Source organism: Bradyrhizobium sp. SZCCHNR3119 (assembly GCF_032487775.1).
Classification (GTDB): Bacteria; Pseudomonadota; Alphaproteobacteria; order Rhizobiales; family Xanthobacteraceae; genus Bradyrhizobium.
Genome location: NZ_JAUEUV010000001.1, coordinates 503,184 through 518,671, shown reverse-complemented (window position 1 = coordinate 518,671; position 15,488 = coordinate 503,184). Strand labels below are relative to the sequence as shown.

The 15,488-nt window shown below is 63.4% G+C and carries 13 protein-coding genes; 10 read left to right on the top strand and 3 right to left on the bottom strand.

Annotated features, from left to right (window positions below; translation table 11 throughout):
* The first annotated feature begins 6 nt into the window (after positions 1–6).
* From flgK to QX034_RS02460, 6 genes are all read left to right on the top strand, one after another.
* Complete coding sequence (gene flgK, locus QX034_RS02485; protein ID WP_315707132.1) at positions 7–1,872, top strand: flagellar hook-associated protein FlgK; 1,866 nt, start codon at positions 7–9, stop codon at positions 1,870–1,872.
* 10 nt (positions 1,873–1,882) lie between these two features.
* Complete coding sequence (locus QX034_RS02480; protein WP_316194972.1) at positions 1,883–3,739, top strand: flagellar protein; 1,857 nt, start codon at positions 1,883–1,885, stop codon at positions 3,737–3,739.
* A 106-nt stretch (positions 3,740–3,845) separates the two neighbouring features.
* Complete coding sequence (locus QX034_RS02475) at positions 3,846–4,625, top strand: hypothetical protein (protein WP_315707191.1); 780 nt, start codon at positions 3,846–3,848, stop codon at positions 4,623–4,625.
* Positions 4,615–6,246 carry a hypothetical protein gene (locus QX034_RS02470; RefSeq protein WP_315707134.1) on the top strand — a complete coding sequence of 544 codons (1,632 nt, stop codon included), beginning with the start codon at positions 4,615–4,617 and terminating at the stop codon, positions 6,244–6,246. The genes QX034_RS02475 and QX034_RS02470 overlap by 11 nt, the downstream gene beginning before the upstream one ends.
* A complete protein-coding gene (locus QX034_RS02465) occupies positions 6,236–7,483 on the top strand; it encodes a hypothetical protein (RefSeq protein ID WP_315707135.1) in 1,248 nt (415 codons plus the stop codon). The genes QX034_RS02470 and QX034_RS02465 overlap by 11 nt, the downstream gene beginning before the upstream one ends.
* Entirely contained in the window at positions 7,480–8,991 is a 1,512-nt protein-coding gene (locus QX034_RS02460; RefSeq protein ID WP_315707136.1) for an aspartate aminotransferase family protein, read from the top strand. The genes QX034_RS02465 and QX034_RS02460 overlap by 4 nt, the downstream gene beginning before the upstream one ends.
* A 68-nt stretch (positions 8,992–9,059) precedes the next feature.
* On the opposite strand, the gene flbT is transcribed toward QX034_RS02460, so the two are convergent.
* Entirely contained in the window at positions 9,060–9,482 is a 423-nt protein-coding gene (gene flbT / locus QX034_RS02455; RefSeq protein ID WP_315741854.1) for a flagellar biosynthesis repressor FlbT, read from the bottom strand.
* Positions 9,483–9,890: 408 nt separating this feature from the next.
* Between flbT and QX034_RS02450 the strand changes: the two genes are divergently transcribed.
* The 4 genes from QX034_RS02450 (at position 9,891) to QX034_RS02435 (ending at position 14,325) form a co-directional block, all read left to right on the top strand.
* Entirely contained in the window at positions 9,891–11,441 is a 1,551-nt protein-coding gene (locus QX034_RS02450; RefSeq protein WP_315707138.1) for a flagellin, read from the top strand.
* 215 nt (positions 11,442–11,656) lie between these two features.
* Positions 11,657–13,204: a flagellin gene (locus QX034_RS02445; protein WP_315707139.1), complete on the top strand. Its 1,548-nt coding sequence runs from the start codon at positions 11,657–11,659 to the stop codon at positions 13,202–13,204.
* Between the two features lie 354 nt (positions 13,205–13,558).
* Positions 13,559–13,924 carry a flagellar biosynthesis regulator FlaF gene (gene flaF, locus QX034_RS02440; protein WP_315707140.1) on the top strand — a complete coding sequence of 122 codons (366 nt, stop codon included), beginning with the start codon at positions 13,559–13,561 and terminating at the stop codon, positions 13,922–13,924.
* A 32-nt stretch (positions 13,925–13,956) separates the two neighbouring features.
* The gene (locus QX034_RS02435) at positions 13,957–14,325 is read left to right on the top strand and encodes a hypothetical protein (RefSeq protein WP_315707141.1); all 369 of its coding nucleotides are present in this window, start codon (positions 13,957–13,959) and stop codon (positions 14,323–14,325) included.
* Between the two features lie 83 nt (positions 14,326–14,408).
* Here QX034_RS02435 and QX034_RS02430 read toward each other — a convergent pair whose 3' ends face one another.
* Positions 14,409–14,795 (bottom strand): hypothetical protein, encoded by a 387-nt coding sequence (locus tag QX034_RS02430; RefSeq protein ID WP_315707142.1) that lies wholly within the window; start codon positions 14,793–14,795, stop codon positions 14,409–14,411.
* Between the two features lie 181 nt (positions 14,796–14,976).
* Entirely contained in the window at positions 14,977–15,462 is a 486-nt protein-coding gene (locus tag QX034_RS02425; RefSeq protein ID WP_315707143.1) for a hypothetical protein, read from the bottom strand.
* Positions 15,463–15,488: the final 26 nt, after the last annotated feature.

Genomic DNA, 15,488 nt, shown 5'->3' with positions numbered 1-15,488 from the left:
AACATCATGGGTTTGAGTTCAGCGCTCGCCACCGCAATGTCGGGTCTGCGGTCGACGCAAGCGGCGCTCTCGATCATCTCGTCGAACGTCGCCAACGCGCAGACGCCGGGCTATGTCGCGCAAACGCCCAACCAGATCGAGGTCGCCAGCGGCGGCTTCGGTTCGACCGTGCAGACTGTCGGCGTCAGCCGGCAGCTCGACCTGTTCGTGCAGAACCAGCTCCGCACCGAGACCTCGGCCGGAGGCTATGCCAACCAAGTCGCCAACATCCTCACTCAGTTGCAGAGCGTCTACGGCACGCCGGGCGGCAGCGGCACGCTGGAAACGGCGCTGAACAATTTTACGACCGCGCTGCAGTCGCTGTCGAACAGCCCGAACAGCCAGTCCGCCCAGTCGGTGGCGCTATCGGCGGCACAGACGCTGGCCCAGAGCCTGAACACGACCACCAAGGGCATCCAGACCCTGCGGAGCAATGTTAATCAGGACATCGGCAATTCGGCGACCCAAGCCAATGCAGCAATCTCGCAGATTGCGGATCTGAACAGCCGGCTGCAGGGGACCGATCCGTCCGACCCGCTTGCGGCGACGCTGCAGGACCAGCGGGACAACGCCATCAACACGCTGGCTAAATATGTCGACATCCGCGTCGTCAACGACTCGACGAACGGGGTGAGCGTGTTCACGAATTCGGGCATCCAGCTCGTCGGCGCCGGTCTCGCCTCCCAATTCACCTTTTCTTCGCCGGGTTCTCTCGACGCGACCTCGCTGTACAACACGGATCCGACCAAGAATGGTGTCGGCCAGCTCAACCTCAGGCTTTCCAACGGCGTCTCGCTCGATGTCGTCGCCAACAATCTGCTCGGCTCGGGCCAGATCGCGGCCGACCTGAAACTGCGCGACCAGACGTTGGTTCAAGCGCAGACCCAGGTCGATCAGCTCGCGGCCACCATGTCTTCGGCGTTGTCGGATAAGACCACGGCTGGCACCGCAGTTGCCGGGCCGCCCTCGGGCTTCGACGTCCCCACTTCGGGCGTGTTGCCCGGCAACACGATCAATCTGACCTACACGGATTCCAGCAACGTCCAGCGTCAGGTCAAGATCGTCAATGTGGCCGATCCGACCGCCTTGCCGCTGCAGAATGCGGTCGGCGCCAATCCGACCTATGTGGGCGTGAACTTCTCGCTTGGCATGGCCTCGGTGGTGACCCAGCTCAACAGCGCGCTCGGCGGCGCGCATTTGCAGTTTGCCAACCCTTCCGGCTCGACCTTGCGCGTCACCGACGACGGAACCAGTCAGGCGACCGTCAATGCTGCGTCGGCGACGACGACGGTGCAGACGCTCGCATCGGGCAATGCGCAGCTGCCGGTGTTCACGGACGGCGGCACCGCGCTCTATACCGGGGCGATCACCGGGACCGGCTCGCAGATGACCGGGTTGGCCGGGCGCATCTCCGTCAATCCGGCGCTGGTCAACGACCCGACCAAGCTCTCGACCTATTCAACATCGCCGGCCACGCCGGCCGGCGACTCCACCCGGCCCGATTTCCTGTTCGCGCAGCTGACCTCCGCCAAGTTCAGCTATTCGCCGACCACCGGACTTGGTTCGGCGGCCCAGCCGTTCCAGGGAACAGTCTCGAGCTATCTGCAGCAGTTCATCAGCCAGCAGGGCAATGCTTCCACGCTGGCGACCCAGCTGAAGCAGGGGCAGAGCGTGATCGTCAGCACCCTGCAGCAGAAATTCAATTCGACGGCCGGCGTCAACATGGACAGCGAGATGTCGAACCTGATCCAGGTTCAGAACACCTACGCGGCCAACGCCCACATCATGTCGGTCGTGCAAAGCATGATGCAAACCCTGCTCCAGGCCAAGTAAGGCGCGTCACATGTCGATCAGCAGTATCAATTACGGTTCGTCTCTGCTCGGGCTTTCCGTGCGGAATATCAATGATCAGCTCGCCAACCTCTCGACCCAGCTCTCGACGGGCGTGAAGTCGAGCAACTACGCTGGAATGGGTACGGACGAGGGATTTGCGGTCGCGGCGCGGTCGCAGCTTTCGAACATCCAGGCCTTCACCGACACGATAACGCACGTCAACACCATCGTGCAGGCGGCAAACACTGTCCTGCAGTCGCTGTCGAAGACAGCGGGACAGATTCAAAGTGCGGCGGCTGCGACACCGCAAAATCTGACCAGCACCGGCCAGAGCATCGGGCAGCAGAACGCGCAGTCGAACCTGTCGGCGATGGTCGGCATGCTCAACACCCAGGTCGGCGATCGCTACATCTTCTCGGGTTCGGCCATCGACAAGCCGGCGGTGGCATCCGCCGCCGACATCCTGAACGGAACCGCCACCCAGGCCGGCTTGAAACAGGTGATCGCCGAACGGCTGCAGGCCGATGTCGGCACCTCCGGCATGGGTCGCCTGGTGCTGTCGGCCCCGGCGACGATGCCGATCACGCTGTCAGAGGATGTCGCAGGCTCGCCCTTCGGGCTGAAACTGAACTCCGTCACCTCGTCGTTGACCAACGCCACCGTCACCGGTCCGTCGGGGTCGCCGCCATCGGTGTCGGTCGATCTCACCGCCGGCAATCCGAATCCGGGCGACCAGCTCAGCGTCGTGTTCAACCTGCCGGACGGCACCACCGAATCGATCAAGCTGACCGCGTCGAACACGACGCCGGCCCAGCCCAACACGTTTGCGATCGGCGCGACCCCGGCGGCCACATCGGCGAACCTGAACGCGGCCATGAACAGCGCGATCGGTACGCTCGCCAATACGTCGCTGGTGGCGGCCTCGGCGGTCGCGGCCGGCAACAATTTCTTCTCCGACGGTGTGGCGACCGGCAGCGCGGTCAACAACAAGGCTGCGGCGCCGATCACGGGCGCAACCCTGCTGTCCGGCGCTGCGGCGACGGATTCGATCGCGAGCAACTTCGTGCCCGGCGACACAATCACCGTGAACGGGACCACCCTGACGTTCGTCGCGTCGGGAGCCACCGGCAATCAGCTCAACGTGACCGATAGCGTTCAGACTCTGCTGTCCAAGGTCGATCAGATCACGGGCACCAAGACGGCTTCGACGGTGAGCGGCGCCGCGATCAGGATCAACACCAATGACGCCCCCGATCTCAGCATATCGAGCTCGAACGCGGCGGCATTCCAGGCGCTGGGCTTCAACGGCACTGTGACCGCGACGTCTCCGTTGCGCGTCTCGGGCTCCCCGCTTGGGACGGCCACCAGCTTGGCCCCAGGCGCCGCGAACACCGTCGCCTGGTACACCGGCAACAATGCGCCCGGTGCGGCACGCTCGACCTCGACGGTCCGCATCGACGGCTCCCAGAAGGTACAGTTCGGCGCCCAGGCCAACGAGCAGGCGATCCGCCAGGCGCTCCAGCAAACTGCAGTCTATTCCGCTGTCACGGCGTCGCCGACCGCGCCCAATTCCGGCGCCCAGATCGCGGCGCTCTCGCAGCGTATCGCCGCCAATCTGAGTTCGCAGCCGGGGCAGCAGACGATCTCGGACATCCAGACCGACTTCGCCAATGCGCAGACCGCGATGAAGGATGCCGGCGCCCGACAGACACAGTCGAAGGCGGCGCTGCAAAGCCTGATCGACGGCACCGAGGGCATCTCGCAGAACGAGGTGGCGAGCCAGATCCTGCAGCTGCAGACCAATCTGCAGGCGTCCTACCAGACGACCTCGATGTTGTCGCAGCTGTCGCTCGTCAAGTACCTTTGAGACCGGTCATTCAGGTTTCGTTAACCACGTCTGTTTAGCCTTTGTTCAGGCGTGGGGCGAACCGTCGCAGTGCGTCTCTTTGCGTTTGGAGGCAGTCGTGACCGACGTGAGCGAGCGGATCCATCTGGTGATTGCGACCCCCTGTTTCGGCGGGCAGGTGTCGAGCATCTACGCCAGCTCGATCTTCGCGCTTCAGCGTGAGCTGCGGGCGACATCCAATGTGAGTCTGACCGTCCACATGCGCGACGGCGATGCGCTGATCACGCGGGCACGGGCCAATCTGGTCACGTTGTTTTTGAACGATCCCACTGCGACCCATCTTCTGTTCGTGGATGCCGATATCGGCTTCACGCCGCAGCAGGTGTTTCGGTTGATCGAATCGGGCGGTGACGTCGTCGCCGGCGTCTACCCGATCAAGCGCGTGAACTGGAACAAGGCGAAGCGGGCGCTCGACGCCGGTCGGTCCGACGTCCCCTCGGCCGCACTCGACTACGTGCTGGAGATTGAAAATCCCGATCACGTCGTGGTGGTGAACGGCTTTGCCCGCGTGCGATTTGCGGGAACCGGTTTTCTGATGATCCGCCGCCAGGTGCTGGAGCAGATGTGCGGGTATCCCGGCTACGCGCCATTGCAGTTCTTCCGCGAGCATTCTCACGATGCGCTGGCAGGCAGTCCGAACCGGTTCGCTCTGTTCGAATGCATGATCGACCCGGACACCGGGACCTATCTGTCCGAGGATTTCGCCTTCTGCAAGCGCTGGACCGATCTCGGCGGCCAGATCTGGGCCGATCTCGACAGCCGCCTCGATCACGTCGGTCCTTCGGTGTTTCATGGCAACGTAGCCTCTCAATTCGCGCCGGCTGCAGTGGCAGCCGATGCGGCCTGACGCGTGCATCATGGCGCCGGTCGCGTCTTCATCCGAAATCTCTCCATTCAGGTCCGATCGCGGTCGCCAAGGCAGCCTGCGCGATCTGTTCGCGCTGTTGGGCGACCTGCTCATCGACGGCGGTGATGCGCGGCTCGCGCTCGACCGTCCCTGGGGCCGCAATGCCTATGGCTGCGGTCCGGCACCTTCGCCTGATATCCTGAACTTCGCCTCGAGCACTGCGTCTTCGATCTCGGAACGCGCCTATGCGCGCGCCGAGCTTGCGCGCGAGCGATTGATGCATGCGGCCATCCATCATGGGGTCGGCGAGGCGCTCGACCGGCGTACCGAGGAGATGCGCGGCGAATTGAAGACGCTGCTCGGCCTCGACGTCGGGACGGGCATCGTGTTCTCGCCGTCGGGAACGGATGCGCAGCTGCATGCGCTGGCCTTGTCGCAGGCGTTGCGCGGCGATGCGCTGACCACCATTGTGGTGGCGTCGGATCAGACGGGCAGTGGAACGCAGTTCACCGCCCGCGGCCGCCACTTCTGCGTGACCACGGCGCAGGGCGCGCCCGTTCAGAAGGGTGGGCCGATCGAGGGGCTCGCCGTCGACAGCGTCGCTGTGCCACTGCTCGACGGTGCAACCCTCGCGCCAGACGGGGATTATGGCCCGGCGGTTGTCGCCGCTGTGGAGACAGCGATCGCGTTCGGCCATGCCGTGCTGTTGCAGGTCATGGACGCATCGAAGCTCGGCTGGCGTGCGCCGGATCAGTCCTGCCTCGACGAGATCGTGCGGCGCTGGCCGGGGCAGGTGCAGGTCGTGGTGGACGCCTGCCAGATGCGGCTCGGCCGCCGGCGGATCCGCCACTATCTCGATCGCGGCTATCTTGTGCTCGTCACCGGCTCCAAATTTTTCGGTGGGCCTGCTTTCAGCGGCGCCATGTTGGTTCCGCCGCAGCTTGCATGCGTGGTCGAAGGTCGCGGTCCGCTTGCAGCGGGGTTGTCTGACTACGTCAGCCGCAGCGATTGGCCGATGAGCTGGACGGCGCTGCGCGCCGCATCTCCGGAGCGGGCGAATATCGGTCAGTGGCTGCGCTGGGAAGCCGCACTTGAGGAGATCTCGGCCTATTACCAGGTGCCGGATCGCTACCGTCGCATGGTGCTGCGCGAGCTCGGCATGATCACCGAGAGTCTCCTGATGCTGTCGCCGATGCTGCGGCCGCTCGCAGTCGCCGAGACCGATGCCGACGACGAAGAGTTCGGACAGCCGACCATCTTTCCGTTTGCCCTGCAGCGCGACGGCAGCCTGGTCGGCGCCGGCGAGGTTCAACTGATCCACCGCGCGCTCCAGCGCGATCTCAGCGCTCACTTCAGCGGCCGCGCGGCCGATGTCGCCGCCCGCCAATGTCTGATCGGCCAGCCGGTTCGGGTGGACACGCCCGAGCGCGGCTCGATCGCGCTGCTGCGGCTGTGCCTCGGCGCGCGGCAGGTGACTGAAACCTGGAGCGATGATCTCACGACCGCCCGCGTCAATATCGATGCGGAAATCGGCCGTATCGCCGATGTGATTGCCAAAATAGAGCTGCTCGTCACCGACGTGAGCGGCCAGGATCTCAGGGATATGTGTGATGGTATCTGACGTGCTCGCGGTATCGGCGCATTCGCAGATCGCCGACCGCATCGGCCTCGCCAGGCTCGCCAAGGCGGCGTTCGACGGCAAGGATCTCAAGCCGCTGTGGAGCGAACTGATCGCCAAGCTGCTCGATGGTAGCGCGACGGCCGGGGAGGGACTCGATGTCGCGCTGATCGCGCAGCTGCTGGGCGACAAATCCGCCGGACTTGCGATCCAGCAGGATATCTTGCTCTCGCAGCAATTGTATCGCGTACCGTGTCGGAGCACGGCGCCGCGGCTGCGCGTGCTTGCGCTCGCCGCCGCGACCGACATGGGTAGCAACACGCCGATCGAATTCCTGCTCGAGGACGCCGACGTCGAGCTGATGACGCTCTATGTCATCCCCGGGGCAGAGCTGCCGTCGCCGCTGCCGGAGCATGATCTCGCTATCGTTATCGCCTCGGATTCGGAGGATTGCCAGCATACGCTGCAACAGATCGACCAGGTCGCGGCGCGTTGGCCGCGGCCGCTGCTCAATCCGCCGCGCCTGATCTCAAATCTCGATCGCGACAAGCTGCACCGGCTGCTCGCCGATATTGACGGGCTCATGATTCCCGAAACCGTGGCCGTCGGCCGCGAACGACTGATCGAGATCTCCGAAGAGCGGGAATGGCTGACGGCGATCGCCGCAGATCTCGCTTTTCCAATCATCATCCGTCCGCGCGGTTCGCATGCCGGTGTCGGTCTCGCCAAGGTCGATGAGCCCATCGAGCTTTCGCTCTATCTCGACGAGCACGCGGAGGAGGAGTTCTTCGTGGCGCGTTTCGTCGACTACGCAAGTGAAGACGGGCTGTTCCGCAAATATCGCGTCGTCTTCGTCGACGGTCGGCCTTATGCGTGCCACATGGCGATCGCGCGCCGCTGGGACATCTGGTATCTCAACGCCGGCATGGCGACGAGCGAAGCCAAGCGCCTCGAAGAGGCGACCTTCATGCAGACATTCGACATCGGCTTCGGCCGGCGCCATCGCGCCGCACTGGCGGCGATCGCCGAGCGCATTGGGCTCGACTATTTCATCATCGATTGCGCCGAGACCAAGGATGGTTCGTTCCTGGTGTTCGAGGCCGACAACACCGCGGTGGTGCACAATATGGATCAGCCTGACGTGTATCCTTACAAAGAACCGCAGATGCGGAAGATCTTTGCAGCCTTCCTCGACATGATCGAACGCCGGGTGGCGGCCTCGCGGGAGCAGGCTGCATGACCACCGCGTTGCCGGACACGGACCATCAGCAGCAGCAGGGTCGGACGCTGGACCCGCAGGATTGGGACGAGATCCGCGCGCAAGGTCATCGCATGCTCGATGACATGATCGACTACATCGCCAATATTCGCATGCGGCCGGTCTGGCAGCCGATTCCATCGGAGGCGCGTGAGCGGTTTCGCGAAGCTCTCCCGCACGCGCCGTGTGAGCTCGGCGAGGTCTACCGCGAATTTGCCGATTACGTCGTTCCTTATGCGACGGGCAACGTGCATCCGGGCTTCATGGGCTGGGTTCATGGCGGCGGATCCGCGGTCGGCATGCTGGCGGAGATGCTGGCGGCGGGCCTGAATGCCAATCTCGGCGGGCGCGACCACATGCCGATCGAGGTCGAACGGCAGATCGTTGCATGGACGCGCGAGATGTTCGGCTTCCCGCCCGGCGCGAGCGGGCTTTTCGTGACCGGCACCTCGATGGCGAATTTGATGGCGGTCCTGGTGGCGCGCCGCGCTGCGCTCGGCTCCTGGGTGCGGCAATATGGGATCGGAGAGACGGGAGGGCTGCTGCAGGCCTACACGTCGAAGGCCGCGCATGGTTGCATCAGCAAAGCGATGGATATCGCTGGCTTCGGCAGCGATGCCCTGCGCTGTATCGGTGTCGACCGCGACCATCGGATCGACGTTTCGGCGCTACGCAGCGCCATTGCTGCTGATCGCAAGGCGGGCTTGCGTCCGTTCCTGGTGGTGGCGTCGGTCGGCACCGTCGACATCGGCGCCATCGACGATCTTGCCGCGGTGGCCGCGCTCTGCCGCGAAGAGAAGCTGTGGTTTCACGTCGACGGCGCGTTCGGCGCGTTGGCGATCCTGTCGCCGGCGCTGGCGCCGCGATTGGCCGGGATCGAGCAGGCGGATTCGATCGCGCTCGACTTCCATAAATGGGGGCAGGTACCTTACGACGCGGGCTTCCTGCTGGTCCGCGACGGCGAGCGCCACAGCGCCGCATTTGCAGCGCCGGCGGCCTATTTGCGGCGGGAGACGCGCGGGCTTGCCGCAGGCGCGCAATGGCCGTGCGATCTCGGTCCAGATCTGTCGCGCGGCTTTCGCGCGCTGAAGACCTGGTTCACGATCAAGACATTCGGCGCAGATAGGCTGGGCGCCATGATCGCGCGCAGCTGTGAGCTCGCCAAATATCTCGAAGGTCGGGTGCGCGCCGAGCCGGAGCTCGAGCTGCTGGCGCCCGTCAATCTCAACATCGTCTGCTTCCGCTATCGTGCCGCGGATGCCAATGCGCTCAACGGCGATATCGTAGCCGACATCCAGGAGGCGGGGATCGCCGCACCGTCCAGCACGATGCTCGACGGCAGGCTGGCGATCCGCGCAGCCATCGTCAATCACCGCACCGAGGTGCGGGACGTCGATGCGCTGATTGCTGCGGTGCTGATGTTCGGCCGGCAGCGCGCCGCCGGCCAGCTACCGCTGATGGAGATCGAAGCGCCGCCGCTGGCGCTGTGACGCAGGGCAGCGGCGTTACGTTTGCGCGTAGGAGAGGGAGCCCGGCTTGCTTGGCCGGGTCCATATGATCAGGCCGCGCTGCTGACGCACTTCGCCTGTTCGGCCTCGACCTGCTCCAGGAGCTTCTTTTCATAAGCGACCAGCTTCTTGGCTTCCTTCAGAGCCTGGTAGAGGTCGCCATTGAGGATGTGGGCGTTGATGGCCTCGATCAGCGGCCAGGCACTCGGCACCGTCGTGATGATGTCGCGCAGCAGGTTGAAGTAGGTGCCGTGACTGGTGTCGGCTGCGGGCGAGATGTACATTAGCTGCACCGCAAGATAGACGAGCTTCGCGGGCGTATCGGCCGTTTCCGGAGTGAGGATGTCTTTCTCGCGCAGGATCGGGACGTTGTCCCCGTCGATGAGAAGCCGCGCGCGTTGATCGGTGTTGGTGATCACGCATGAGCCGATGATGATCCGCTCGTGCGGCTTGAGTTCGACTTTCAGGGCCATCCTTGTTCTCCGTTGCCGCGTCGTGTCCGGTCCATGAGCCGGCTCCGAGAGGCCTGTCATCAATGGTGGCGGTCCGGGGCGAAGTAGATCGCTCGCGCTTTGCGCGCGCAAAGGTCGGCCGGCGCACGAGGCAAATCCTTTCCGAACAAGGTTAATGACCGGTAAACGGGCTGGCCGGATGGTAAATACGCTGACTTATCAAAGGGCTTTTGCCGGGCCGTGACTCGCAGTCGCGCCTATCGAACCCTTGTGGAGGCAACGGGAATCGATCCGGCACCCGCGGCGCTTCAGGTTTTGTTAGCCACTCCCGTTCACTTTGCCCGTGTCGCCTGATCGCGAAGTCGATCGAAGGCTTCACCTGGTCTCGAAGGGATCAGGATCTCATTTCACACCAGAAGGGTATGACTAATGTCAGGTATCGTTCTCTCGGCGTCGGTGCGCCAGAACCTGCTCTCGCTGCAGTCGACGGCTCAGCTTCTCGCCACCACCCAGAACAACCTTGCTACCGGTAACAAGGTCAACTCGGCTCTCGACAATCCGACCAACTTCTTCACCGCGCAGGGCCTCAACAACCGGGCCAGCGACATCTCCAATCTGCTCGATGGTATCGGCAACGGCGTGCAGGTGCTGCAGGCCGCCAACACCGGCATCACTTCGCTGCAGAAGCTGGTCGATAGCGCCAAGTCGATCGCCAACCAGGTGCTGCAGACCTCGGTCGGCTACTCCACCAAGTCGACCGTGACCACGGCCGCGCTGACCGGCGCGACTGCCAGCACCCTGCTCGGGGCTTCCACCAGCGCCGTCACCGGCACGAACGTCCTCAACGACAACACGTCGAGCGCGGTCGCGATCACCAGCTCCACCAAGCTGTCGGGCACCGCCGGTACGTCCTCGAACGACCTCGGCACCGGCTTCACCACCGCCGACACGCTGACCGTGAACGGCACCACCTTCACGTTCATCGCGGGCTCGACCTCGTCCGGCACCTCGATCGGTGTTGGCGACACCGTCGGCAACCTGCTGTCGGCAATCCAGACGGCGACCGGCGTCTCCGCCTCGATCAGCGCAACGGGCGCCGTCACCCTGACGCCTCCGGCCTCCGGTCTCACGCTGTCAGGTTCGACCGGCGCTCTGGCGAAGCTCGGCCTCACCCAGGTCGGCGATGGTCTCGCCGGCCAGACGTTGACGATCGGTGCGACAGGCGGAGGTACTCAGACGAGTATCACCTTCGGTATCGGGACGGGCAAGGTCAACTCGTTGAACGACCTCAACACAGCCCTTGCCGCCAACAACCTGCAGGCCTCGGTCGACTCGACGGGCAAGATCTCGATCACCACGACCAACGATGCGGCGTCGTTCACGATCGGCGCGGTCGGCGGCACGGCGGCGGCAGCCAGCCAGGCCTTCAACGGTCTGGTGGCTGGGGCTCCGGTGGCCGATCCGACCTCGCAGGCCACCCGGGCCAGCCTGGTTGCGCAGTACAACAACGTGCTCGCGCAGATCAACACGACCGCTGCCGACGCCTCCTTCAACGGTGTCAACCTGTTGAACGGCGACACGCTGAAGCTGACCTTCAACGAGACCGGCAAATCCTCGCTGTCGATCACCGGCGTGAACTTCAACACCACCGGCCTCGGCCTGACCAACCTCGCCTCGGGCGTTGACTTCCTCGACAACTCGTCGGCGAACAAGGTGCTCAACGTCCTCAACTCCGCCAGCTCCAACCTGCGGTCCGAGGCCTCGACGCTGGGTTCGAACCTGTCAGTCGTGCAGATCCGTCAGGACTTCAACAAGAACCTGATCAACGTGCTGCAGACCGGCTCGTCCAACCTGACGCTGGCCGACACCAACCAGGAAGCGGCCAACAGCCAGGCGCTGTCGACCCGCCAGTCGATCGCGGTGTCCGCGCTCTCGCTCGCCAACCAGTCGCAGGCGAGCGTGCTGCAGCTGCTGCGCTGATCTCGACCCGAGCGAAACGACGTTGCGAAACGGCGGGGGAAACCCCGCCGTTTTTGCGTTCGGGCCGCGCTTGCCGGGCCGCTATGCGATGACCGGTATCCCAGGCAGGGAGGAGGTAACCATTCGTTAATCAAAGAATTTAAACGGCGATTAACCATGTTTTAAAGGGGAATGCATAAAACCGGCTAGTGAATAACTAGGAAGGTTTCACACGAATGTCCGGTATCGTCCTCTCGGCTTCAGCTCGCCAAAACCTGCTCGCGCTGCAAAACACGGCGCAGCTGCTGGCCACGACTCAAAACAACCTGGCCACCGGCAACAAGGTCAATACAGCGCTCGACAACCCTACCGAATTTTTCACCGCGCAAGGCCTCAACAACCGCGCCAGCGATATCGCAAACCTGCTCGATGGTATCGGCAATGGCGTTCAGGTGCTGCAGGCGGCCAACACCGGCATCACCTCGCTCCAGAAGCTGGTCGACAGCGCCAAGTCGATCGCCAACCAGGTGCTGCAGACAGCGGTGGGCTACGCGACGAAATCCACCGTCACCTCGGCTGCGCTGACCGGCGCCAACGCGACCAGCCTGCTCGGGGCCTCCATCACCCCCACCACCGGCACCGCCCTTCTTAACGACAATACGACACCGGCCGCGATCACCAGCTCGACCAAGCTGTCGGGCACCGGCAGCAGCACCTCGAATGACCTCGCCACCGGCTTCACCACCACAGACACGCTGACCGTGAATGGCACGACGTTCACGTTCATCGCCGGATCGACCTCGTCGGGCACCTCGATCGGCATCGGCGACACGGTCGGCAGCCTGCTGTCGGCGATCCAGACGGCGACCGGCATCAGCGGCTCCATCAGCGCTTCGGGCGCCATCACCCTGACGCCACCGCCGACAGGGCTCACGCTGTCAGGCACGACCGGCACTCTGGCAAAGCTCGGCCTCAGCCAAGTCGGCGATGGTCTGGCCGGCCAGACGCTCACGATCGCTGCGACAGGCGGTGGAACCCCGACCAGCGTCACGTTCGGGATAGGGACGGGCAAGGTCAACTCGCTGAACGACCTGAACGCGGCGCTCGCAGCCAACAACCTGCAGGCCTCTGTCGATACGACCGGCAAGATCGCGATCACCACCATCAACGATGCGGCGTCCTCGACGATCGGCGCGATCGGTGGTACGGCGGCAGCCGCCGGTGCGGCGTTCAATGGCCTGACGGGCTCCACGCCGGTGATCGACACCAACTCGCAGGCGATCCGCTCGAACCTGGTCACGCAGTACAACAACATCCTCTCGCAGATCAACACCACTGCGGTCGACGCCTCGTTCAACGGCATCAACCTGTTGAACGGCGATACGTTGAAGCTGGTGTTCGACGAGACCGGCAAGTCGACGCTCTCGATCACGGGCGTGACCTTCAACATCACCGGACTCGGACTGAGCCCGCTGGCATCCGGCGTCGACTTCCTCGACTCCAGCTCTGCCAACAAGATCCTGAACTCGCTGCAGGGCGCATCCACCACGTTGCGTTCGGAAGCGTCCGCGCTCGGTTCGAACCTTTCGATCGTGCAGGTCCGCCAGGAATTCAACAAGAACCTGATCAACGTGCTGCAGACCGGCTCGTCCAACCTGACGCTGGCCGACACCAACCAGGAAGCGGCCAACAGCCAGGCGCTGTCGACCCGTCAGTCGATCGCAGTCTCGGCGCTCGCGCTGGCCAACCAGTCGCAGGCAAGCGTGCTGCAGCTTCTCCGCTAAGCGATCACTGCATCTTTGATACGACGAAAGCGGCGGGCAAAACCCGCCGCTTTTCGTTTGAAAGATCGGTGTCTTCGGACGAGACTGGGCGGCGCCGTTTTGGCAGTTTTTCAATTCATGTGACCCGAGCGGGACCTTCGGGGCGGATCGCTATTAGTTGCAGAAAAATTTCTGCAGTTTGATTTGCGATCTTTGTTTGGCGTTAAGGCGCGCGGTGGGGGATGTCGTTTTTGAGGCACCAGTCAGGCAACCTCGAACAAATAGGATAATACCCGCTAACCATATTTTAAAGGCACCCAACGTACAAAACCTGTGCAATTGGTCGTGTCCTTCGCGTCAGTCCCGGAGTAGTTGATGTCACATGCCGCTCAAGCCTATGCACGCACGTCCCAAACGACAGCATCACCCCGGGAGATCGAAGCACAGGCCCTGTTGAAGGCGGCGCGGCAACTGCAGGAAGTGCAGGCCAATTGGAGCGGTCCGGACCGCAACATGCATAAGGCGCTGCTGTTCAATCGTCGGCTTTGGACGATTTTCATGAGCGCCATGGAGATGGATGACAATCCGAATCCGCTCGAGATCCGTCAGAACATCGCCAATATCGGCGTGTTCGTGATGAAGCAGACCATCGAGATGCAGTTGAATCCCGACCCGGCAAAACTCAAATCGCTGATCGACATCAACTGCCATATCGCCGCCGGCCTCTCAGGACGAGGCTGATCGGCCATTTGCCGGTCGAAGGAGGGAACGTCATGGCCGATGTGATGAGCATCCTGTCGTCCGCCTACAAATCCAACGTCCTGACCACTGCACAGAGCAGCAGCAAATATGTTGCGGTGGATCCGACCCTCTATCAGGGCACTTGGACCGGCAATTACGCCAACAACAAATCGTTCACGGTGACGGTCTCGAACGTCCAGGGCTTTCGCGCCAGGGTACGCTATCAGAGCGAGGGGACGTCGAAGTACCAGGACGTCCTGATCAAGGACAATGCGTTTCGGATCGGCGACACCAAGTTCACATTGACCGGCAAGGGCAAGGCGCTGATCAAGAACGTGGTGACCGATCCGGCCTCCGGCCAGACCTATCTCGATACGGCCTATGCGACGCAGAGCGGCTAAGCAGGCCGTGAGATAAACGCTTTGCACCTGTAGGATCGAGGGCGGCGGATGGGCCTGCTGCCCGTACTACGCTCGGCGGCCGCTCATGCGGTCCGGTCGGTCGGCGGCACGCGCGGGGCTTCTTCTTTCTGCAAGTCCTTCTGCAGATCGAGGCTGTGGAAATAGGCGCGCCGGCGCAGCACTGCCTCGTCGGGATATTGGTCGACGACCTGGTCCGTTCGGCGGTTGACCACCTGAAACACCATGGCAGCTGCGGCGCGGTCGTAATAGGCCTGATGCGACAGGAACACCTCGCCTTGGACCTGAGACTGCGTGTCGTTGCGGATCATGACGCTGGGGTCGGCCGCGGTGACGCTCTGGCTCGGCGGTAGCTCCGTCTGAACAGCATTGCTCACCGCCGGGCTCGACGGCGCGACAACAGGGGCGGGTGATGCAGCCCCCACCGGCCTGACGCTGAAGTCGGTACTCATGGCAGCCTCCTCGTGCCAGTCGAGTCAAATCTCAACCAATCCGCGATGCAACCATGTCTGTCATGTTTCAAAGTTACGTTAGGAAATAGAATAAATGGCGCGTTTCAACCATTCCTGGCATTTAAGATAGATTAAGGCGGCGCCCAAGGCGCGGCGCCTGCGGGCAATGGGAGTTAGTCCGTCAGAGCGAGCGGCTGATGGTGAGCGGGGTCAGCTGGCGCGAAGTCGGGGCGGCGCGCCGGCCATTCGCCGTGTAGGTATCGGGAATGTTGCGGCGCTGGACCTCGGCATTGACGCCACGCACGATCTTCTCGGAGATCGAGTGTGCGGTGGCGAGTACGGTCAGATTGACCTTCAGCATGGCGCGGAACGCGTCGTGATGGCGGTGCAGGGCGGCCAGGAGCTCGGGAGCCTGCGCCTGCATGAAGGTCTGGCTGGCTTTCAGGCGGCCAACGCCGGCGACGTAATGGCGCGACAGCTCGGTCTTCCTGGGGCCGAAGGCCATCGCCTCGCGCAGCTTGCCGGCGCGCACCAGCTCGGTCTCCTGCTCGATGACTCCCAGCAGATCGCTCATCGCCGTCATGAGCTGATCGGCGAGCGCCCGCGCCTCGGTGGCGTTGGTCGCTGCCTGATAGGTAGTCTGCTTGGCCTGCACCTGTGCCGTCATGTCTTTACTCCTCGATTGCGCGCGCT